The 21,534-nt window shown below is 65.9% G+C and carries 17 protein-coding genes; 6 read left to right on the top strand and 11 right to left on the bottom strand.

Translation table 11 applies throughout. From position 1 onward, the window contains the following. Window positions 1-181: 181 nt before the first annotated feature. On the bottom strand, window positions 182-1,393 hold the full coding sequence (locus CAG33_RS21530; protein ID WP_007955711.1) for a pyridoxal phosphate-dependent aminotransferase: 1,212 nt from the start codon (window positions 1,391-1,393) through the stop codon (window positions 182-184). A 224-nt stretch (window positions 1,394-1,617) separates the two neighbouring features. Between CAG33_RS21530 and msrB the strand changes: the two genes are divergently transcribed. The 3 genes from msrB to CAG33_RS21515 all read left to right on the top strand — a co-directional run bounded on the left by msrB (window position 1,618) and on the right by CAG33_RS21515 (window position 3,058). After that, window positions 1,618-2,013, top strand: a complete 396-nt coding sequence (msrB, locus tag CAG33_RS21525; RefSeq protein ID WP_085629909.1) for a peptide-methionine (R)-S-oxide reductase MsrB — start codon at window positions 1,618-1,620, stop codon at window positions 2,011-2,013. 101 nt (window positions 2,014-2,114) lie between these two features. Beyond that, window positions 2,115-2,600, top strand: coding sequence for a glutathione peroxidase (locus CAG33_RS21520; RefSeq protein WP_085577965.1), 486 nt, complete (start codon window positions 2,115-2,117; stop codon window positions 2,598-2,600). Beyond that, on the top strand, window positions 2,597-3,058 hold the full coding sequence (locus tag CAG33_RS21515; RefSeq protein ID WP_085577964.1) for a MarR family winged helix-turn-helix transcriptional regulator: 462 nt from the start codon (window positions 2,597-2,599) through the stop codon (window positions 3,056-3,058). The genes CAG33_RS21520 and CAG33_RS21515 overlap by 4 nt, the downstream gene beginning before the upstream one ends. On the opposite strand, the gene CAG33_RS21510 is transcribed toward CAG33_RS21515, so the two are convergent. Continuing rightward, on the bottom strand, window positions 3,042-5,363 hold the full coding sequence (locus CAG33_RS21510; RefSeq protein ID WP_085577963.1) for a response regulator: 2,322 nt from the start codon (window positions 5,361-5,363) through the stop codon (window positions 3,042-3,044). The genes CAG33_RS21515 and CAG33_RS21510 overlap by 17 nt on opposite strands. Window positions 5,364-5,533: 170 nt before the next feature. On the opposite strand from CAG33_RS21510, the gene CAG33_RS21505 reads away from it, so the two are divergent. Together CAG33_RS21505 and CAG33_RS21500 are read left to right on the top strand one after the other, a co-directional pair. Then, the gene (locus tag CAG33_RS21505; RefSeq protein WP_085577962.1) at window positions 5,534-6,424 is read left to right on the top strand and encodes an ATP-binding protein; all 891 of its coding nucleotides are present in this window, start codon (window positions 5,534-5,536) and stop codon (window positions 6,422-6,424) included. Next, window positions 6,421-6,903 (top strand): GAF domain-containing protein, encoded by a 483-nt coding sequence (locus CAG33_RS21500; protein WP_085577961.1) that lies wholly within the window; start codon window positions 6,421-6,423, stop codon window positions 6,901-6,903. The genes CAG33_RS21505 and CAG33_RS21500 overlap by 4 nt, the downstream gene beginning before the upstream one ends. Here CAG33_RS21500 and CAG33_RS21495 read toward each other — a convergent pair whose 3' ends face one another. From CAG33_RS21495 to CAG33_RS21460, 8 genes are all read right to left on the bottom strand, one after another. Beyond that, window positions 6,904-9,849, bottom strand: coding sequence for an HD domain-containing phosphohydrolase (locus tag CAG33_RS21495; RefSeq protein ID WP_085640466.1), 2,946 nt, complete (start codon window positions 9,847-9,849; stop codon window positions 6,904-6,906). Window positions 9,850-9,897: 48 nt separating this feature from the next. Further along, window positions 9,898-13,551: a transporter substrate-binding domain-containing protein gene (locus tag CAG33_RS21490; RefSeq protein WP_085577959.1), complete on the bottom strand. Its 3,654-nt coding sequence runs from the start codon at window positions 13,549-13,551 to the stop codon at window positions 9,898-9,900. 8 nt (window positions 13,552-13,559) lie between these two features. Next, a complete protein-coding gene (locus tag CAG33_RS21485; RefSeq protein ID WP_085577958.1) occupies window positions 13,560-14,186 on the bottom strand; it encodes a response regulator transcription factor in 627 nt (208 codons plus the stop codon). A 343-nt stretch (window positions 14,187-14,529) separates the two neighbouring features. Beyond that, window positions 14,530-15,858 carry a deoxyguanosinetriphosphate triphosphohydrolase gene (locus CAG33_RS21480; RefSeq protein WP_085577957.1) on the bottom strand — a complete coding sequence of 443 codons (1,329 nt, stop codon included), beginning with the start codon at window positions 15,856-15,858 and terminating at the stop codon, window positions 14,530-14,532. A gap of 68 nt (window positions 15,859-15,926) precedes the next feature. After that, entirely contained in the window at window positions 15,927-17,090 is a 1,164-nt protein-coding gene (locus tag CAG33_RS21475; protein ID WP_085577956.1) for an EAL domain-containing protein, read from the bottom strand. 121 nt (window positions 17,091-17,211) lie between these two features. Further along, window positions 17,212-17,550 carry a hypothetical protein gene (locus CAG33_RS21470; protein WP_085577955.1) on the bottom strand — a complete coding sequence of 113 codons (339 nt, stop codon included), beginning with the start codon at window positions 17,548-17,550 and terminating at the stop codon, window positions 17,212-17,214. Beyond that, window positions 17,547-17,936 (bottom strand): phage holin family protein, encoded by a 390-nt coding sequence (locus tag CAG33_RS21465; RefSeq protein WP_085577954.1) that lies wholly within the window; start codon window positions 17,934-17,936, stop codon window positions 17,547-17,549. The genes CAG33_RS21470 and CAG33_RS21465 overlap by 4 nt, the downstream gene beginning before the upstream one ends. 2 nt (window positions 17,937-17,938) lie before the next feature. Next, entirely contained in the window at window positions 17,939-18,253 is a 315-nt protein-coding gene (locus tag CAG33_RS21460) for a YqjD family protein (protein WP_085577953.1), read from the bottom strand. A gap of 304 nt (window positions 18,254-18,557) precedes the next feature. Between CAG33_RS21460 and CAG33_RS21455 the strand changes: the two genes are divergently transcribed. Beyond that, the gene (locus CAG33_RS21455; RefSeq protein ID WP_085640464.1) at window positions 18,558-19,766 is read left to right on the top strand and encodes an ammonium transporter; all 1,209 of its coding nucleotides are present in this window, start codon (window positions 18,558-18,560) and stop codon (window positions 19,764-19,766) included. Here CAG33_RS21455 and CAG33_RS21450 read toward each other — a convergent pair. Further along, window positions 19,763-21,475: a monovalent cation:proton antiporter-2 (CPA2) family protein gene (locus CAG33_RS21450; protein WP_085640462.1), complete on the bottom strand. Its 1,713-nt coding sequence runs from the start codon at window positions 21,473-21,475 to the stop codon at window positions 19,763-19,765. The genes CAG33_RS21455 and CAG33_RS21450 overlap by 4 nt on opposite strands. Window positions 21,476-21,534: the final 59 nt, after the last annotated feature.

The raw sequence follows: 21,534 nt of genomic DNA, 5'->3' as shown, positions 1-21,534 counted from the left end.
CGCGTTTTCCGTCATCCGTCGGCACCGGGGCGTCGGACGACGGCCACCCGCCGACGCGGCACCGGCCGTGTATGGCCGGTGCGCATCGCAAGTCTAGAAGCTGTTTCGGGGCGGGTGACGCAGAAGTGTTGCTGAATCCGTCAGTGCGCAACGTTCGGCGCGTTGCGCAGCGGACCGCCGGTCACTGGCGGTAGGATTTGAGGAAGTTGCCGATCCGGCCGATGGCCATGTCCAGGTCATCGACCCGCGGCAAGGTGACGACGCGGAAGTGGTCAGGCCACGGCCAGTTGAACGCCGTGCCTTGCACCACCAGCAGCTTTTCGGACAGCAGCAGGTCGAGGACGAACTTCTCGTCGTTGTGGATCGGGCAGACCTTCGGGTCGATCTTGGGGAACGCGTAGAGCGCGCCCATCGGCTTGACGCAGCTGACGCCCGGAATGTCGTTGAGCAGTTCCCAGGTGCGGTTGCGCTGCTCCAGCAGGCGGCCTTGCGGCAGCACCAGGTCGTTGATGCTCTGGTAGCCGCCCAGGGCGGTCTGGATGGCGTGCTGGCTCGGCACGTTGGCGCACAGGCGCATGTTGGCCAGCATGTCGATGCCTTCGATGTAGCTGTGAGCGTTGTGTTTCGGCCCGGAAATGGCGATCCAGCCGGAGCGGAAACCGGCCACGCGGTACGACTTGGACAGACCGTTGAAGGTCAGGCACAAAAGGTCCGGCGCCAGCGAAGCGGTGCAGATGTGCACGGCGTCGTCGTAGAGGATCTTGTCGTAGATCTCGTCGGAGAACACCACCAGGTTGTGCTGACGGGCCAGTTCGAGCATGCCCAGCAGCACTTCCTTCGAATACACCGCGCCGGTGGGGTTGTTCGGGTTGATGATCACCATCGCCTTGGTGTTCGGGGTGATCTTGGCCTTGATGTCGGCCAGGTCCGGGAACCAGTCGGCGCCCTCGTCGCACAGGTAATGCACCGCGTTGCCGCCGGCCAGGCTCACGGCGGCGGTCCACAGCGGGTAGTCCGGCGCCGGCACCAGCACTTCGTCGCCGTTGTTGAGCAGCGCCTGCAGCGACATCACGATGAGCTCGGACACGCCGTTGCCCAGGTAGATGTCTTCGATGCCGACGCCTTCGACCTGCTTCTGCTGGTAGTACTGCATGACGGCCTTGCGCGCGCTGAACAGGCCTTTGGAGTCGCTGTAGCCCTGGGCGGTCGGCAGGTTGCGGATCACATCCTGGAGGATTTCGTCCGGCGCTTCGAAACCAAAGGGCGCCGGGTTGCCGATGTTCAGCTTGAGGATGCGGTGGCCTTCCTCTTCCAGGCGTTTGGCGTGCTTGAGCACCGGGCCGCGAATGTCGTAGCAGACGTTGGCGAGCTTGTTCGATTTGCTGAACTGCATGGCGATGTGATCCCGAAAATGAACGATCCAGGCGGCGGGTGGACAACCGGGCTGGGATTCCTGCGTCTTCGCACAGGAAGGCATTCTGGGCGGCGGTTTCCGGAATTCGTTTGAATGCGCAGGAACCCGCTGCCAGACTGGCGTGTGACGAGGCGCAATCATACGTGCCGCCCGATCCGTGGAAAAGGTACAGATCGGGCTTTTTCAGCCGCTGAGGTGTGATGATGGAAAAGATCGAAAAAACCCTGGAGGAATGGCGTGCGATGCTCGATCCCGAGCAGTTCAACGTGTGCCGGCTGAGCGCCACCGAGCGCCCGTTCTCCGGCAAGTACAACGCCACCAAGACCGATGGCGTCTACCATTGCGTGTGCTGCAACGAGCCGCTGTTCGACTCGGACACCAAGTTCGACTCCGGTTGCGGCTGGCCGAGTTTCTACGCGCCGATCGGCGAAAGCGCCATGATCGAGATCCGCGACCTGAGCCACGGCATGATCCGCACCGAAGTGAAGTGCGCCCGGTGCGACGCGCATCTGGGCCATGTGTTCCCCGACGGCCCGCCGCCCACCGGGCTGCGTTACTGCATCAACTCGGTGTGCCTGGATCTGGTGCCGCGCGGGTAGGTGTCGCCGGCGATCCACGGGTCGCCGTTCGGTAAATTAAATTGCACGCAATTTAATTGGTCGCTATTTTTACGGCTCCTTAACTTCCAAGAGTGCGCACCATGAGCGACAGCCTGCTGAACATCCCGTGCACCACCATCAAGGGCGAGCAGAAGACCCTCGCCGATTTCGCCGGCAAGGCGGTGCTGGTGGTGAACACCGCCAGCAAGTGCGGGTTCACCCCGCAGTACAAAGGGCTGGAGGAACTCTGGCAGAGCTACAGGGATCGCGGCCTGGTGGTGCTGGGGTTCCCGTGCAACCAGTTCGGCAAGCAGGAACCGGGCAACGAAGGCGCGATCAGCGAGTTCTGCGAGCTGAACTACGGCGTCAGTTTCCCGCTGTTCAAGAAGATCGACGTCAACGGCGCCGCTGCGCACCCGTTGTTCGTGCAGCTCAAGAAGCGTGCGCCGGGGGTGCTGGGCTCCCAAGGCATCAAATGGAACTTCACCAAGTTCCTGATCGGCAAGGACGGCAGCCTGGTCAAGCGCTTCGCCCCGGCCACCAAGCCGCAGGACCTGCGCCGCGAGATCGAAGACCTGCTCAAATGACCGACTTGCCCGCCGACGCGCTGAAGCTCGACACCCAGTTGTGCTTCAAGCTGTACGCCGCCTCCCGGGCGGTGATCCGCGCCTACCGGCCGATGCTCGATGAGCTCGGCCTGACCTACCCGCAGTACCTGGTGATGCTGGTGCTGTGGGAGTGGCAGGACGAGGCGCCCGAACAGCCGACCGTCAAGGCGCTGGGCGAGCGCCTGGCGCTGGACTCCGGCACGCTGACCCCGCTGCTCAAGCGTCTGGAGCAATTGGAGTGGGTGCAGCGCCGGCGTTCGGCACGGGACGAGCGCGAGGTGCACCTGAGCCTGACGCCGTCCGGACAGGCGCTGCGCGAGCAGGTCGGGCCGCTCAAGGCGCGGTTGCTGTGCGACAGCGGGGTCGACCTGGACCGGCTCGGCGAACTGCGCGACGGCCTCGACCGACTGCTGGGCCTGATCAAAGCGGCGTCATAGTCGGTATCCACTGGTCCAGCAGCGCCGCCAGCTCCTCGCGGCGGAACGGTTTGGCCAGATAGTCGCTCATCCCCGCCGCCCGGCAGCGCTCGCGCTCCTCGGACATGGCGTTGGCGGTCAGGGCCACGATCGGCAGATGGGGCCAGCGACCGCTGCGGCGGATCTGCCGGCTCGCCTCGTAGCCGTCCATCACCGGCATGTTGCAGTCCATCAGCACCAGGTCGAAGGCGTCGTTCTCCAGTTGATCCAGCGCCTCGGCGCCATGGGCGGCCACCACGACATCGCAGCCGAGCTTGCCGAGCATGCCTTTGGCCACCAATTGGTTGACCGGATTGTCCTCCACCAGCAGCACGCGGCCGCGTCGCTGGGTCGGCAGGGTCTCCAGGCGGGCCTCGTCGAGGGTGGCGACGTTCGGCTGCAGGATCCGCCGCAGGGTCTGGTACAGCGCATTGCGGGCCAACGGACGGCCCTGCTGCTGCAGCGGCGCAAGGGCGGCGGCCTCTTCCGAAGGCATGAAGCTGCCGTAGGCGGTCACCAGCAGGATCGGGGCTTTGAGAGTAGGGCGCAGGCCGAACAGGCATTCCGGACAGTCCGTGATCAGCACGTCCGGCGAGAGGCCCAGCAGCGAATCCTCGATCGAGCGCCGCTCGTACGCCAGGCCCCAGGTCGGCAGCAGGTTGTTCAGCAGCTCCGCCAGACCGCTGCTGGCGGCCGTGATGGCGAGCACCTTGCCGTGCAGCGGCGCCGGCGCCACGGCGCGGGTGTGGCAGGGCAGCGGCAGTTCGGCGCAGAACTGGCTGCCGAAACCGACTTCGGAACTGATCGTCAGGCGGCCCTGCATGGCTTCGCACAGGTTGTGCGTGAGCGCCAGGCCCAGACCGGTGCCGCCGAACTGCCGGGTGATGCCGGCGCCGGCCTGGGTGAACGGCTGGAAGATCTTCACCTGGGCTTCCCGGGCGATGCCGATGCCGGTGTCGCAGACTTCGATGCGCACGCCGTCCTTGTGGGTGGTCAGGCGCACATCGACCCGGCCGAAGCGGGTGAACTTGAGGGCGTTGGACAGCAGGTTGCTGACGATCTGCCGTACCCGGGTCGGGTCGCCCAGCACCAGCGCGGGGAAGTGCGGGTCGATCAGGCAGGTCAGCTCGACGCTCGGCGCCGCGTTCTGCGACAGCAGGTTGGCGGTGTCCTCGATCAGCGAGCCGAGGTCGAACGGGATGTTCTCCAGCTCCAGTTGGCCGGCGTCGAACTTCGACAGGTCGAGGATATCGTTGAGCAGTTCCACCAGCACCTTGCCCGAGTCGTGGGCGATCGACAGCTGTTGTTGCTGTTCGGCGCTCAGGGGGCCGTCGAGGGACAGGGCGATCATGCCCAGCAGGCCGTTGAGCGGCGTGCGGATCTCATGGCTCATGTTGGCGAGGAACGCCGAGCGCGCTTCGGCCATGTCCAGCGCCGTGCTGCGGGCCACTTCCAGCTCCTGGTTGGACTGGCTGAGCCGGCTGTTGATCGCCTTGAGCTCGGCGGTGCGGGCCGAGACGATGTCTTCCAACTGGGCGAGGTAGTCGGTCAGGCGGTTCTCCGCGTTGCGTCGCTGCTGGATCTCCGTGGCGATGTTCTCGAACTGCTGGTTGGCGACCTCGACCAGCACGCCGATCTCGTCGTTGCCGTGCCCGTTCGGGCATTCGAGCGGCTTGGGTTGGGCGCTGCGCGGATCGCGGCCGCTGAGCTCGCGGATCACCCGCACCAGCGGTTTGGTCAGCATCACGTAGAACAGCGCCAAGAGGATGCCGGTCAGGATCAGGCTGCGGGCGAAGCCGTTGAGCAGGGTGACTTCGGCCCGGCGCAGGAAGCGGCTGCCGAACGCGTAGGTGTCCACTTCCAGGCTCAGGGTGCCGAGGGACTCGTTGGGCAAGTGGTCGAGGTAGAGACGGTCCTCGAAGCGGCGCTTGGCGCCGAACAGGAAGTCGCTGACCATCCGGTAGCCGCTCTGGAACTCCGGGCGCTTGACGCTGGCCAGCACGTTGGCGTTGTTGTCGGTCAACTGCGCGGAGATGATGGCCGGCGAGCGCAGCAGGCCGAGGGTGAGCTCCTGGGCCAGTTCGGCGTCGATGTTGTAGGCGATGCGCGACGCCGGGTTGTGGCTGATTTCCAGCAGCGACAGGATTTCCCGGTTGATGGAGGCGTCTTCGCTGGCATAATCGATGCCGATCTGCAGCAGGCTGAGCAGCGTGCCCAGAATGAACCCGACCAGCACGGTGAGCCTGGCTTGCTTGTATGACAGCCGGTGGGTGAATTTGATATCCATGGGGTGTTGAATCACTTCCGTTTCCCTTCGCTGCTCAAGCATAGTCGATCATGTATGGATACCGGGGTTCCCGAATCGCCTTGTGACAAGGTCAGGAGCGGGGGTCGAACGTGGTAGGACGCGCATCGCTGCATCGTCATCATCTCTGTGAACGAGCCCGAGGAAAAGACGTGGATTCCCGATTGAATGCCTTTCTTGAGCGTGCCGAGTCGGTTCTGGCGCGGATCGAGCCGCTGTTGCCGGCGCCGCGCCCCGTCATCGACTGGAGCGCCTGCCTGGCGGCACGCTGGCAACGCGACGGCCGCAGCGGCTTTCTGCTGCCGCTGGAGGTCAGCCTCGACATGCGCCTGTCCGACCTGATCGGGGTCGAGCGGCAACTGGAGCAACTGGGGCAGAACACCCGCCAGTTCCTCGACGGCATGCCCGCCAACCATGCACTGCTGTGGGGTTCGCGCGGCACCGGCAAGTCGTCCCTGGTGCGGGCGCTGTTGGCCGAGCATGCCGGCGCCGGGCTGCGGCTGATCGAGATCGAGCGCGATCACCTGGCGGACCTGCCGCGGGTGGTGGAGCAGATCGCCAAACTGCCGCAGCGCTTCGTGCTGTTCTGCGATGACCTGTCGTTCGAGGCCGGCGAAGGCGACTACCGGGTGCTCAAGAGCGTGCTGGACGGCTCCCTGGAGCAGGCGCCGGACAACGTGCTGCTGTACGCCACCTCCAACCGTCGCCATCTGGTGCCGGAAAAGGAAAGCGACAACGAAAACTGGAAGCGCGTCGAAGGCGAACTGCACCCCAGCGAAGCGGTGGAGGACAAGATCGCCCTGTCGGACCGTTTCGGCCTGTGGCTGTCGTTCTACCCGTTCACCCAGGAACATTTCCTCAACGTCGTCGAGCACTGGATCGGCCAGCTGGCCGCCAAGGCCGGGCTGGCCTGGCAGCGCGACGAAGCCCTGGACATCCTCGCCGTGCGCTGGGCCACCGGCCGCGGCAACCGCAACGGACGTTGCGCGTACCAATTCGCCCGTTACTGGGTGGGACTGAAATTGTTGGAGCACAAGGCATGATTGATTTGAAGCAGAGCGGCCAGGGTCTTGAAGGCTACGGCCTGTTGGCCGCGCAACTGGAATCGCTGCTGGCGGACGAGCGCGATTTCATCGCCAACGCCGCGCAGTTCTCGGCGTTCCTGTTCACCCAGCTCGATGACCTGAACTGGGCCGGCTTCTACCTCAACCGCAACGAAGAGCTGGTGCTCGGCCCGTTCCAGGGCCAGATCGCCTGCGTGCGGATCCCGTTCGGCCGGGGCGTGTGCGGCACGGCGGCGGCCAGCCGGCAGACGCAGCGCGTCGAGGACGTCCATGCGTTCCCCGGCCACATCGCCTGCGACAGCGCGTCGAACAGCGAATTGGTGGTGCCGCTGGTCAAGGACGGGCGCCTGATCGGCGTACTGGATCTGGACAGCCCGAAGCTGTCGCGTTTCGGCGTCGCGGATCAGGCCGGCATCGAGCGTCTGGCCGACATTTTCCTGCGCCTGACCGACTGCTGATCAGGCCGCCAGGCCGGCCTTGCGCAACAGGCCGGCGGAATCCACCGCGTCGATCTGCCGGGGATCGAGGAAGCGCCGGGCGTATTGCAGGTAGATGCCTTCGCCGATGAACAGCCCGAACAGGTCGGCGTCGATGTGCGCCTCCCGGCACATGGTGGCCATGATGCCCAGCGCTTCGCTGAGGCTCTTGGCCTTCTTGTAGGGCCGGTCGGCGGCGGTGAGCGCCTCGAAGATGTCGGCGATCGCCATCATCCGGGCCGGCAGGCTCATTTCCTCGCGCTTGAGGCGTTTCGGGTAGCCGGTGCCGTCCATCTTCTCGTGGTGGCCGCCGGCGATCTCCGCGATGTTGCTCAGGTGCCCGGGGAAGGGCAGGTGGCTGAGCATCAGGATGGTCTGCACCATGTGGTGATTGATCACGTAGCGTTCTTCGCGGGTCAGGGTGCCCCGGGGGATGCTCAGGTTGTAGAGTTCGCCGCGGTTGTACTTGTAGCGCGGCACTTCCATCTTGAACCCCCAGGGATTGTCTTCGGCGATGAGCTCGCTGTCGGACCGTTCGAGCAGGTGCTCGGGCTTGTCGGCCAGCAGCGGCTCGCTGACCGGCAGCGTCGGCGCCGGCGTGCGCTCCTGGCGCCGGTTCTCTTCCCACGACACCCCCAGGCGGTCATCCAGCGTGCGCGTCCAGGTGCGCCGGGCGATGCTTGCCAGGCGCGCCAGGTCTTCTTCGGCCATGGCCTCGGCGCCGAGGTTGCAGCGGGCGACGAACGCAAACTCGTCATCCAGCCCGGCCAGCGCGGCATCGCGCAGGCCGGCCAGCTGCGCTTCGTCGCCGCCCTGGGCCAAGGCCTGCCAATAGGCGATCCAGGCATCGCGCTTGAGCACCTCGAAGCGGGTGCGGATTTCGTGGATGCGATCGTTCAGGGTCTCAAGTTTGGTGGCCTTGTCCACCACGTATTCGGGCGTGGTGACCTTGCCGCAATCGTGCAGCCAGGCAGCGATGTGCAGCGCTTCCCACTCGTCTTCGTTCGGCCGGTACCCGCTGAACGCCGGCGCTTGGCTCGCCGCGGCGGCGTGGGCGAGCATCAGGGTCAGCTCCGGCACGCGCTGGCAGTGCCCGCCGGTGTAGGGGCTCTTGGCGTCGATCGCGCTGGCGAGCAACTGGATGAAGGCGTCGAGCAGTTGTTTCTGGCGCGCCTGCAGACGCTGGCTTTCGATGCTCACGGCCGCCGCGCCAGACACCGCCTGCAGAAAGGCGATGCGGTCGGGCCGCAGTTTTTCCCGGTCGGCAGCGGTGCCGCTATCGTTCACCAGCAGGACCAGCAGGCCGACCGTCTCGTTGTGCCGGTTGCGCAGGCGGATGCCGATCAGGTGCACCCGCGGTGCCGCCATGGCCAGCAGCACTTTCTGCAGGTCTTCGGCCTGCTCGAACCCCAGGTCGCTCACCACGTTGTCGGCTTGGGCCAGTTGCGCGAACCAGGCCGGGTTGTGGGCCGAGTCCAGCTGGCGGCCGAGGATGCCGAACCTGGCCAGCGGCTGGGTGACCCCGTCAAGCACCAGCCCGGAAGGCTCCATCCGGTTGCCGTCGTTTTCGCGCAGATAAATCAGGCCGCCCTGGGCCTGGGCGATCTGCACCGTCTCGAACAGCACCCGTTGCAGCAACGGCGCGAAGCGGGTTTCGGCGGTCAGGCTGTCGGTGATGCGGAAGAAGCTGGCCAGCGTGTCTTTCATGCGCGCCATCGACAGGCTCAACTGGTCGACCTCCAGCACCGGAGAGCGGCGGGTCAGGGGGAAGCCGAAATCGAAGCTGCGGATCGCATCGGCCTCCCTGACCAGCGCATGCAGGGGCTTGACCAGAATCCGCGACGTCAGCCAGCCCAGCGGCAGGCACAGCAGAAGCGTGGCGAGGGTGATCAGTGCACCTTGCCAGCGCAGGCGGTAGGCATCGGCCAGCAGTTCGTCCTCCGGCACCAGCAACGCCAGTTGCAGGCCATTGGGGCCGCCTTCGGCAAGGTGGCTGCGGGCGACGATCCATTGCCGGCCGTCGGCCTCCAGACGGTTGCCCCGTTGCCCGCCGTTCAGCAGCGCGTGCAGGCCCGGGCTCAGGTCGGCGGCCTTCGCCAGGCGCGCGCTGCGGTCGTCGACGATCAGGCGGGCGCTGTCCGGGTAGGCCACGGCGTTGCCGGCGGCGTCGAACAGGGCGACCTGGGTGGAAGGCGTCACGACGTGCTTGCTCAAGGTCGCCGAGAGCGCCGCCAGCGTGAGGTCGGCGGCGATCACGGCGTCCCCGCCGCTGCGCCGCGCCAGGGTGGTGCCGACGTGGCGGGTGGAGAAAAACACGTAGGGCTCGGTGGTGATCTGCCCGGCCTGCTGCGTGGCGCTGACGTACCAGGCCCGTTCGCGGGGGTCGTAGGGATCGTCAGGGTTGTCCTGGCGGCCGACCGGGTTCAGGGCCCGGTCGACGAACAGCGATTGCGAGCGGACCTTGCCGCCGCTGTCGCGCTCGATGCTCCAGACCTGGTAGGCGGCCGCCTCCGGCGCCTTGAGCAAGGCCTTAAGCCCGTCGGTGCGCAGGGGCCGCACCATGAAGAAATCGCCGTTGCCGTAACCCAGGTACAGCGAGGCCAGGTCAGGGTTGTCCATGAGCGCCTGGCTGAACGGCTTGAGCAGCGCCATGCGGGCTTCGAGGCTGGTGGTGCGGGTTGCGGGGCTGTCCGCCAACAGGCTCAAGAGGTGGCGGATCGGCTCATAGGTGTTCTGCAGGTCCAGGCGCACATCCTGCTCGATGCGGTCGAACAGTTTCTCGCTGCTGGCGAAGATGATCTGGGTGGTCTGGCGATAGTTGAAGAGACCGAGCACCACGCCCGTGAGCAACAGCAAAAAGGTGAACATCACGCTGATGTGCACGTGCAGGGGGAACCGGCGTCGTTCCGGGCGCAGTGGGCTGGGCATTGCGGTCACTCCGTGATGGGAAACACACTGCTCAGCGCTCAAGCATAGTTAAGGCTCGACCGTTCTGCCGTACGCGAGCCGGTCCAACTGCTGCTGCAGCGCCCGGTCCAGTTCGAGCAGGGCAAGATCGCTGCGTCGGCAGCGAAGGCGGATCTCGGTGGCCGGCAGTGCTTGCGCGCAGGCTTGCTCCAACGCCTCGCAGCAGTCGATCACGCAGCCGGCCTGGACGATGCGTGCGGCGCCCTTGATCTTGTGGGCGAGCACGGCCAGCGCTTCGCGGTCGGCGGCTTCGGCCAACGCCTGCATCTGCTCGCGATCCCGACGGTTGCTGTTGAGCAGTTCGGCGAGCAAGCGTCGCGTCTGGGACGGATTGCCGCCCGTCAACGGCTTGAGCCCTTGAAGGCTGAGCGCCGGCGCCGCGACCGCAGCAGGCGCGGCGGGCGCGATGCCGTCCACCCATTGGCTGAGGACGCTCAGGCTCAAGGGCTTGAACAGGCAATCGTCCATGCCCGCCTGCCGGCAGCGTTGCAGCTCTTCGGGCTGGGCGTTGGCGGTGAACCCCAGCACCTTGCAGGGCGGGCGCCGGGTCTGGCGCTCAAGCCGACGGATGGCCTGCGTCAGCTCGTAGCCGTTCATGATCGGCATGTTGCAGTCGGCGATCACCAGATCGAAGCGGCCGGCCTTCCAGACCTCCAGGGCGCTGCGGCCTTCTTCCGCAACGCTGTAGGCATGGCCGAGGAACTCCAGTTGCTGGCACATCAGCAGGCGGTTGGCGGGATGGTCATCCACCACCAGCACGTTCAGGGGCGCGCCGGCGCGCCGCACCGGTTCATCGCGGCGCTCGACGACGGGGCTGGCGGGGCGGGCTTCCAGCGGCAGGGAGACGCTGACCTGCGTGCCGACGCCGGGCTGGCTGTTCAACTGCAGCCGGCCTTCCATCATTTCGCACAGGCTGCGGCTGATCACCAGCCCCAGCCCGGCACCGCCGTGGCTCTGCAGGCCGTGGTCGGCCTGGGCGAACGGCGTGAACAGCCGCTGTTGGTCTTCGGCGCTGATGCCGACGCCGCTGTCCTGAACGGTCAATCGCATGATCGGCCGCTCGGACCCGTCGGCATCCGGCAGGTCGAGTGTGACCTGGATCTGCCCGGCGTCGGTGAACTTGATGGCGTTGCTGATCAGGTTGGACAGAATCTGCTTGAAGCGCAGCGGGTCCAGGTACACATCCGCCGCGAGTCCAGGCGGATTGACCGTCAGTTGCAGGGAGAGCTTCTTCTGGCGGGCCAGGCCGTCGAAGATCCTTGTCACCGAGCTGACCGTCTCCACCAGGCCGACCCATTCGGGGCTCAGGCTCAAGCGCCCGGACTCGATCCGGGCGATGTCGAGGATGTCGCCGATCAGGCCCAGCAGATCCCGGGCCGAGCGGTAGGCCGTCTCGATGGACGAGCGGTCAGGGTGATGCGCGTCCAGGCGTTCGAGCGTCAGTTCGAGCATGCCGATCACCGCGTTCATCGGGGTGCGGATCTCGTGGCTCATGGTCGCCAGAAAGGTGCTTTTGGCCCGGTTGGCGTTGTCGGCCTGTTCCTTGGCCGTGCGCAGTTCGTCCAGCAGGCGCCGGCGCTCGCTGATGTCGATCCAGCCGCCGATGATGCCCTGGACGTCGCCGCTGGAGTCGCGGTAGGGCAGGATCCAGTGGTAGATGGTCAGGCGCAGCCCGCCGATGTGCAGCGGACGGTCCTGGATCAGCGGCTTGCCTTGCGCCAGCACCCGGCGGTAGTCCGCCTGATAGGCCTGGGCCTCGAAGGCGTTGCCCTGGGCGCTGTGCATGACGCTTTTGCCGATCACGTCTTCGCGCCGGGCGTTGAAGGCCTTGAGGTAGCTGTCGTTGCAGCTTTGCAGCAACCCGTTGCGGTCGCGCACATAGATCGGATGGGGAGTGCCGTCGACCAGCGAGCGCATGAACTCGTATTGGTCGTTGAGGGCCCGTTCGGCGGCCTGGCGCTGTTTGATCTGGCGTCGCATGTAGGCATTCCAGGCCAGCGACAGCAGCAGGAGCAGGCAGGCGCCGGTCGCCACCTGGTAGAACAGGCGCCGGTAGTCGCGCCATGCGCCCTGGGAGGCTTCCGAATAGCCGCGCCAGCGGCTGTTGATGATGCCGAGTTCCTCGGGCGAGATGCTCAGCAGCGCCTTGTCGAGGATCGCCACCAGTTCCGGGTTGGCGTGGGTGGTGGCCAGGGAGAACGCGGCCTGGCGCGTACCGAGGGTCGTGGTGATCTGCAGCCGGTGCTCGAAGATCCGCGACGAGATGAAGTAGTTGGCGATCACCAGCGAGGTCACCGCGCCGTCGACCTGCCCGCCGGCCAGCATCGCCACGGCGCTGAAGGTGTCCGGCGTCTCGACCAGGTCGATGCGCGGAAACTCGCGGCGCAGGTAGTCGATCATCGGGTTGCCCTGGGCGATCGCCACCGACCGGCCCTTCAGTTGCCCCGGGTGGGTGGGGCTGTCGGCGGCCTTGCGGGTCAGCAGGACGTGGGAGTTCTCCAGGTACGGGCGGCTGAAGCTCAGGTGCCGTTCGCGTTTGGCGCTGGGCAGCAGCGCGGCGATCAGGTCGGCCTGATCGTTTTCGAGCTGCCCGATCATGTCGCTGTCGCTGCGGCCGCGGCGGATGTCGAAGCGCAGGCCGGTGCGCAGGCGGATGAGTTCGAGCAGGTCGGCGGAGATCCCGCGCAGGTTGCCGTCGCTGTCGAAGAACGTCAGCGGGGCAAAGGCTTCGTTGACCACCACGCGCACCACCGGGTGGCGCTTGAGCCAGTCCTCTTCGCGGCGGGTCAGTTGCAGTTTGCGGTCGGTCAGCAGGATGTCGCTGCCGGCGCTCCAGCGTTTGGCGATGTTCGTCCGTTCGCTGCCGGGCACGCCCTTGAGCACCGTATCGACGATGCTCAGCAACTGTGGGTTGTCACGGTGGACGGCAAAGCTGAACCCATGGGCTTCGTGCTTGCCGAAGTTGGCCATGCGGATGTTGTTCAGGTAGCCCTTGTTGATCATGTAATGGGTGGAGACCGTGTCGCCGAGGAACACGTCGGCCTGATCGAACGCCACGGCGTTGAGGGCGTTCTGGTACGACGGGTAGACCGTGAGGACGGCCTTGGGGTAGAGCGCCTTGACTTCGTCGAGCGGCAGGTAGTGATAGACCATGCTCAGCCGCAGCCCGGCGAGGCCTTCGGTCAGCGATCGGGTTTCGCCCTCGCGGGTGACCAGCACCGGCTGGTCGATGGCGTAGGGTGTGGAGAGCACCACGTCGGGGTTGGCGGCTTCGAAGCCGTTGGCGGTGCCCAGCAGGTCGACCTCGCCGTCGACCAGGGCCTGCACCGCCTCATCCCGCGAGGCGTAATGACGGATGCGCACCGGCAGGCCGGTCGCCTGGCCCAGCAGACCTGCGTAGTCGGCGGTGAGCCCTTCGTAGTCGCGGCCGCTGGAGGTCATGTCGAACGGCGGGTAGTCCGGGGCGGAAGTGCCCAGAACCAGGGCCTTGCGGGTCTGCAGCCACTGCCGTTGCATGGCGTCCAGGGTGATCGGCGGCGCCATGTGCGTCGCGCGGCTGAGCAGGACGTAGTGCGGCGGGGAGGCAAACGCGACGAACGCGAGCACGGCCAGGCACAGGCCTGCGCACCAGGTCGTCAGTGTGAGCAGGAGTCGGCTGGGCATGCGGGCTCTCACACTAATGCGTTGCGTTTGGCCATTTCGATAAGTTCCACCAGAGACCGGGCCTTCAGTTTTTGCATCAGGCGCTTTTTATAGGTGCTGACGGTCTTGTTGCTCAGAAACATGCCCTTGGCGATTTCCTTGTTTGTCCGGCCTTGGGCAAACAACTGCAATACCATCAGTTCGCGGTCGTTGACGGACTTGAACAGTTCCAGTTCGGCATAACGGACATCGTCATTGCGCACGGGATTCAATGCTTGGCTGGGAAAGTAGTTGTAACCGGACAGCACCGCTTTGATCGCACTCACCAGTTCGCTCAGGTCTTCCTGTTTGCAGACATAGCCCGAGGCCCCCGACTGCATGCAACGGATGCCGAAGAGGGTCGGGCATTGGGCCGTCAGCACCAGTGTCTTGAGGGGCGACCCCATGGCGTTGAAGCGTGCGAGGACTTCCAGCCCGTCCAGCTTGGGAATGCTGATGTCGAGAATGATCAGGTCGGGCATGCACTCCCGCACCATCTGCATGGCGTCGACCCCGTTATCGGTTTCACCGACGACTTTGTAGCCTTCATGTTCCAGCAACATGCGAACGGCAAGACGGATGACCGGGTGATCGTCGACAATAAAAACGGAGTTCATATTCAAGTCCCATGCAAGCACGAATAAAGCGCGCACATTAGCTCAGATGAATAAGCGCCCGCAGGGACTGACTTGGCTCTAACGGCAATATAGGAATGTTCCTACATTTAAAAGGGAATGCGACTACTGTTGGGCTGGGTGTGGAGTAAGGAAGAGTAAATCGCCCTTCACTGTTTACTCTAAGTGTTAACGGTCTGCGTCCATTTGTTTTCCCCGATCCAGAGGGCACGGATCGGGCCGGGGCGGCGGTGGGGGCGGTTGTTTAATGTCCTTCACCTCCCGGCAAACCGGCCAGGGTGCCGGGCGCCTGAACGGTCGGCGGGGCGACCGTTCAGGCGTCCGGTCAATGGCTGGAGCGACCGGTCATCTCCAGCGCCATGTCGCTGGCGTAGCTGTCGGTCATGCCGGCGATGAAGTCGATCATGCGCAGGAACGAGGTGTGCAGCGGGCCGCGCGGATCCGGCGCGTTGTTGCCCAGCAGGTCGAGGATGCGCCGGCTCTTGAAGGACGGGGTGCGGCCGTTGTGCTGTTCCAGCGCGGCCCCGCAGAAGGCGTTGAGCAGAATCTCCAGCGTCGTGTAGGCGCCGATCTCGTGCAGGGTCTTGCGCTTGTCCTGAAAGATCTTCTTGCGGGCGATGTCCTTGGCGTTCAGCACGCAGCGTTTGGCCGGGCCGTGCATGTGCTCCACCAGATCGCCGTGCAGGGTGCCGGCGAGCAGGGCGTCCTGCTGTTCGACGAAGGCCCGGGCCGCGGCGTTGGTCAGGTGTTCGATGGCCTTGCCGCGCAGGATCGCCAGCTTGCGCCGCCGCGAATCCTGGGGGCCGAGCAGGCGATAGGTTTCCGGCAGGTCGTCGCCCACCAGGCCCAGCAGCAGGGACTCGACTTCGGCGTAGTCCAGCAAGTCCATCTCCAGGCCGTCTTCCAGATCGATCAGCGCATAGCAGATGTCGTCCGCCGCCTCCATCAGGTACACCAGCGGGTGGCGGGCCCAGCGCTGTTCCTCGAGCTGCGGCAGGCCGAGCTTGTGGGCGATCTGCTCCAGCAGGGGCAGTTCGCTCTGGTAGCAGCCGAACTTGTGCTTCTTGTAGCCCAGGGAGTCCGCGTGCCTGGCGGTCCACGGGTACTTCAGGTAAGTGCCGAGGGTGGCGTAGGTCAGTCGGGTGCCGCCGTCGAACTGGTGATATTCCAACTGCGTCAACACGCGGAAACCCTGGGCGTTGCCTTCGAAGTTGAGGAAGTCACCCCGTTCGGCCTCGCTCATCGCATCCAGCCAGCCGCGTCCGGCGGCCTGCTGGAACCAGTGGCGGATGGCGTCTTCGCCGGAGTGGCCGAACGGCGGGTTGCCGATGTCATGGGCCAGGCAAGCCGACTGCACCACCATGCCCAGGTCGCTCGGTTCGCACCATTCGGGCAGGACGCCGCGCAGGGTTTCGCCCACGCGCATGCCCAGCGAGCGCCCGACGCAGCTGACTTCCAGCGAATGGGTCAGGCGCGTGTGGATGTGGTCGTTGCTCGACACCGGGTGCACCTGCGTCTTGCGCCCCAGGCGGCGGAAGGCGCCGGAGAAGATGATCCGGTCGTGATCCTTGTGGAACGGGCTGCGGCCCAGTTCCTGCGGGCTGTGCAGCGGTTTGCCGAGGCGTTCGCGGTTGAGCAGGGTGTGCCAATCCAAGGCGGGGGCTCTCCATCGGATGAGTGATGGCCTAGCTTCCCGGTTCGGGCTGGCCTGCGCAAGTCCGGCTAGAGTCCGGCAGCGTCTATGTCGATCAGCAGCAGGCGTTCGCCGTCGTCGAAGAACTGTCCGGCGGTGAGGCAGTACTGGTTGCTGGTGGCGTCGCGGTAGGTGTCGGACAGGATCAGGCGCCGCTCCTCCCGGCCCTCGGCCAGCAAATGATGGAAGTACGGTCGCCACGACCAGTTATGGCCCATGTAGCGGTCGTCGGCGGTCCAGGCGCCGTGGCGCCATTCCAGGTTCGGCGTCAGTTGCGTGCCTTGGCGATCGCACAGGTAGAACCGCAGCAGCCAGGCAAAGGCCTGCGGCTGCGGCAGGGCGCTGACCGGTGCGCCGGCCCCGGCCCAGGCTTGCAGGGCCGCCATCCATTCGGCCAGTTGCCGACGCAGCTCCATCAGCCGGCTGCGTTCGTCCAGCTTCTGGCGCACATAACGCTGACGCAGCGCCGCGAAGCGCTCGACGAAGGCATCCGTCTCGAAAAACGCTTCCTGCGCCCTGGCGAACAGGTAGCCCTGCACATAGCGCGAGCCGCACTCCAGCGCGTAGTTGAGCTGGGCCTCGGTCTCCACCCCTTCGGCGATGATCCGGCAACCGGTCTTCTCGGCCATCTGGGCCAGGGCCTTGACCACATCGCTGCTGGGCCCGCCGAGCGCGGCGGCCTGGAACAGGCGCATGTCGAGCTTGAGGATGTCCGGCTGCAGGGCCAGCACCCGGTCGAGCTGCGAGTGGCCGGCGCCGAAATCGTCGATGGCGATGCGTGCCCCGGCGTCGCGGTAGCGTGCGACGACTTGCGCCAGGCGCTGGCTGTTGCCGCCCAGTTCCGTGATCTCGAAGACGATCCGCTGCGCATCGACGCCGTGCCGGGCCAGCTGCTTGAGGCTGGGCAAGGCTTGCTCAGGGCGCAGGCGACTGATCCAGCGCGGCGACATGTTCAGGCTCAGGAACCAGTCCGCCGGCGCTTCGTGCAGGCGGCTCAAGGCGTTGTCGCGGATCTGCCGGTCGAGGCGCCGCAGGGCGATGGCGGGGGTGCGCGGGTCGGAGAACAGCGGCCCGACCGAGGTCAACCGGCCATCGGCCTGACGCAGGCGCCCCAGTGCCTCGACGCCTGCGATGCGTCCGGTGGCGGTATCGATGAAAGGCTGAAAGCAGGCGAGCGGTTGCCCGTCGATCACGAGGCCTCCTTAGTTATTCTTGTTCGGGTTCGGATGCCCGCCGGGCAGGCGGGCAGGGCCGGAACTCCAGGCTGCGGAGTCCGGTCCCGGCGCCGTTGCAAGAATGCAGCCAGACAGCGGCTCAGCGCTTGTTGGCGTTCTGCATCACCAGCCGGATCAGCGGCCCGAGCGCGCTGCCCAGGCGGATCAGGCGGCTCAATCCACCGACGCCGCCGCCCTTGGCGCCTTTGCCGGTGAGGAAGCCGAGCAGCGTGACCGCGGCGATGCCCCAAAGCGGCGCATGCTTGATGCCGAAACCGTCCTGCAGGTTTTGCGTCATCCCGCGCATGCGCTGCAGCGGCTGCAGCACCTGGCCGGCTTCGTGGCGGATCTCCTGGCGATGCATTTCCATGCGCAGGCGGATCAGGGCCTTGCGCATTTCCTGGCGCGAGCTGTTGCGCGGAAGTTCAGGCAGGCTCATGGCAGCAGGCGCTCCCGATCGTTGGCCAGCTCTTCCAGGGTGCCGTGGAAGGGCGAGGATTCATCGAAGACGGCCGCCTTCAGGCGCAACGCGCAGAAGATCGCCGCCAGGGCATAGAACACGCACAGGCCGATGATCGCGGCCAGGCGATACGTGTCCCAGAGCACGATCAGCACCAGCGCCGACAGGCCGACCAACAGCAGCAGCGCGAACACCAGAGCCAGGCCGGCGAACAGCAGCAGGCTGACGGTGCGCGCCTTCTGCTCTTGCAGTTCGATGCCGAACAGTTCGACGTGACTGTGCAGCAGGCCAAGGAAGGCGGCGCCCAGGCGCCGCGTGGAAGAGCTTGTTCCCGTTGAGGACGGGCCCGATTCACCGATCGACATGATCAGCGCCGAGTGGCCAGCAGGCCAAGCAGGAAGCCGACGCCGGCGGCGATGCCCACCGATTGCCAAGGGTTGGCCGACACGTATTCCTCGGTGGCGGCGACCGCTGCCTGACCGCGTTCGCGCAGGCTGTCTTCGGTGAGTTTGAGGGTCTCCCGGGCACGCAGCAGGCTTTCGTGGATCTGGGCGCGCAGCTCGTCGGCCTGGTCGCCGGCGAGGGTCGCGGTGTGTTCGAGCAAGCGTTCGGTGTCGCTGACCAGGGTCTGGAAATCGTCCATCAGGATCTCTTGAGCAGTCTTTGCCTTGGTGCCGGCCATGGGGAATCTCCGTTAGTGGCGTTCTGAAGCGTTCGAGTATGGGCCTTGCGCGAAGGTTCAGCGCAATCGGCTGGTACAACTCTTGCTGTGTCGTGGTGCGCGATCCGGCCGCTGTGCGCTGTTGCCGGGCGCGGAGCCGGGAAAATCCCGGCCCGGATGATAACGGTTTGTGTCAGGACATCGGCCGGGTGCGCCAATGCGGTTCACGAACCTTGGGTTCGCGGATCCGCCGGGCGCAACTTGGTGCAAGAAATGCCCGCGTGAACCGCTTTGGTGCCATTTTCAGCCTTGGGTCTGCCTCCTCATGGAAAATCTGCAAAGCGCTGTGGACACGCTGGTTCACAGCTCCAACACGTTGTTCATTCTGATCGGCGCGGTCATGGTGCTGGCCATGCACGCAGGGTTCGCGTTTCTGGAGGTCGGTACGGTCCGCCAGAAGAACCAGGTCAACGCATTGTCGAAGATTCTCAGCGACTTCGCGGTCTCGACCCTGGCCTATTTCTTTATAGGCTATTGGATTTCCTACGGCGTGACGTTTCTGCAGCCGGCGGCGGTGCTCAGCGCCGACCACGGCTACGGGCTGGTCAAGTTCTTCTTCCTGCTGACGTTCGCGGCGGCCATTCCGGCGATCATATCCGGCGGCATCGCCGAGCGGGCGCGGTTCGTGCCGCAACTGTGCGCGACGGCGCTGATCACGGCGTTCATCTACCCGTTCTTCGAGGGCATGGTCTGGAACGGCAACTATGGCCTGCAGGCCTGGCTGGCCGCGACGTTCGGCGCAGGCTTCCATGACTTCGCCGGCTCCGTGGTGGTGCATGCCGTGGGCGGCTGGCTGGCGCTGGCGGCGGTGCTGTTGCTGGGCCCGCGCAACGGCCGCTACCGCGACGGCCGTCTGGTGGCGTTCGCGCCTTCGAGCATTCCGTTCCTGGCGTTGGGGTCGTGGATCCTGATCGTCGGCTGGTTCGGCTTCAACGTGATGAGCGCGCAGACCCTGCAAGGCGTCAGCGGGCTGGTGGCGGTCAACTCGCTGATGGCGATGGTCGGCGGCACGGTGGCGGCGCTGATCGTCGGACGCAACGACCCGGGCTTCCTGCACAACGGCCCCTTGGCCGGGCTGGTGGCGGTGTGCGCCGGTTCCGATCTGATGCACCCGGTCGGCGCCCTGGCGACCGGGGCGATCGCCGGCGCCTTGTTCGTGTGGTGCTTCACCGCCGCCCAGGTCAAATGGCGGATCGATGACGTGCTCGGCGTCTGGCCCCTGCACGGACTGTGCGGCGTGTGGGGCGGGGTGGCCTGCGGGATTTTCGGCCAAACCGCCTTGGGCGGGCTCGGCGGCGTCAGCGTCGCCAGCCAATTGATCGGCACGGCGCTGGGCGTGGTCGTGGCGCTGGCCGGCGGGTTCGCCGTCTATGGGGCGATCCGCGCGCTGCACGGCCTGCGCCTGACCCAAGAGCAGGAGTATTACGGCGCGGACCTGTCGCTGCACAAGATCGGTGCGGTCAGTCAGGACTAGGTCTCTTCGTCTTCGCTGCCGGGGTAGAACCCGTGCAGCAGGCGATAGCGGTCGATGCGCACCTGATCGACCTTCTCCTGCACCTTGTGCGCAGGCAGGCCCAGCAGGATCAACGCGTGGGAGGCGAGCATCAGGCTCGACTCCAGCAGCTCCGGCACCACTTCGCTGGCGCCGGCGGCCTTCAGTTCCGCCCATTGGCTGTCGTCGCGGGTGCGCACCAGGATCGGTACCTTGGCGTTGAGGCGCCGGGCTTCCTTGAGCACCCGCAGCGCGACATCACTCTGGTCTACGGCGATCACCAGCAGCCGGGCGCGCAGCAGCCCGACGGCGGTCAGCAGGTCGCCGCGGGCGGAGTCGCCGTAATGCACGTCCCGTTCGGTGGCGGCGGCCTCTTGAACGCGCACCGGGTCGTTGTCCAGCGCGACGTAGGCTTGCCCGGCGTTGCGCATGAAACGGCCGATGGATTGGCCCACACGGCCGTACCCGCAGATCACCACGTGCCGGTCGAACCCGGCGTTGAGGGCGCTGATTTCTTCGATCTGCGCGGTCTGGTTAGGTTTGCGGTGCAGGCGGGCGGCGATGCGCGGGGCGGCACGCAGCAGCAGCGGCGTGAGCAGCATCGAGCAGAAGGTCGCGGCGAGCAGCAGGGCGCCGAGCCCTTCGGGCAGCAGGCTGTGCTGTTGCATCTGGGCCATCAGCGCAAAGCAGAACTCGCCGCCCTGGGCCAGCGCCAGGCCGCTGCGCCAGGCGGTTTCGCTGTCGCTGCCGCGCCATTTCACCAGCGCCGCCACCACTGCCCCCTTGATCAGCAGCAAACCCAACGTCAGGCCGACAATCGCCAGGCTGTGGCTGGCGAACAGTCGCAGATCGATGAGCATGCCGATGCTGACGAAAAACAGGCCCAGCAGGATGTCGCGGAACGGCCGGATGTCGGCCTCGATCTGGTGCCGGTAGTGGCTTTCGCCCAGCAGCATGCCGGCCAGGAACGCGCCCAGGGCGGGGGACAGGCCGAGCAAGTGAGTCAGCCATGCCGTCAACAGCACGATCACCAGCGCCAGCAACACGAACAGTTCGGCCGAGCGTGAGGCGGCCACCTCGTGGAACAGCCGCGGCAACAGCCAGCGGCTGGCCAGCAGCAACCCGAAGAACAGCACAACGGTCTTGAGCAGCGTGAGCGGCAAGGCCCAGTACCAGGCTTGCCCGCCGCTTCCGGCGAACGCCGGCACCAGCGTCAGCAGCAACACCGCCACCACGTCCTGGAACAGCAGCACGCCCACCGCATTCTGGCCGTGGCTGCTGAACACTTCCCCCAGGCTGCCCAGCTCCTTGGTGACGATCGCCGTGGACGACAGCGACAGTCCGGCGCCCAGCAGCAAGGCCGGCAGCGCGTGCATGCCCAGCAACATCAGGACACCGCCCAGCAGCGCCGTGCTGAACAGCACTTGCTGGCTGCCCAGGCGAAACACCACGTTGCGCAGGGCGATCATCTTCGACAGGGAAAACTCAAGGCCCAGGGAAAACAGCAGGAACACCACGCCCAGCTCGGCCAGGTCCGGCAGGTGTTCGCTTTCGTTGACCCAGTCGAACGCCGTCGGGCCCACCATCAGCCCCACGCACAGGTAGCCCAGCACCGGTGGCAGGCGCAGGCGGCGGAACAGGGCAATCACCAGCAAGGATGAGGCAAGAATGATCAGCAGGTTGGCGAACACGAAACACTCCGGTCGGATGGGCAGGCCATGGAAGCGTAGAGGCAAAAAACATCGGAGCA

This window comes from Pseudomonas sp. B3(2017) (assembly GCF_002113595.1).
Classification (GTDB): Bacteria; Pseudomonadota; Gammaproteobacteria; order Pseudomonadales; family Pseudomonadaceae; genus Aquipseudomonas; species Aquipseudomonas ekonensis.
This window is presented reverse-complemented; position numbering and strand designations above follow the sequence as displayed.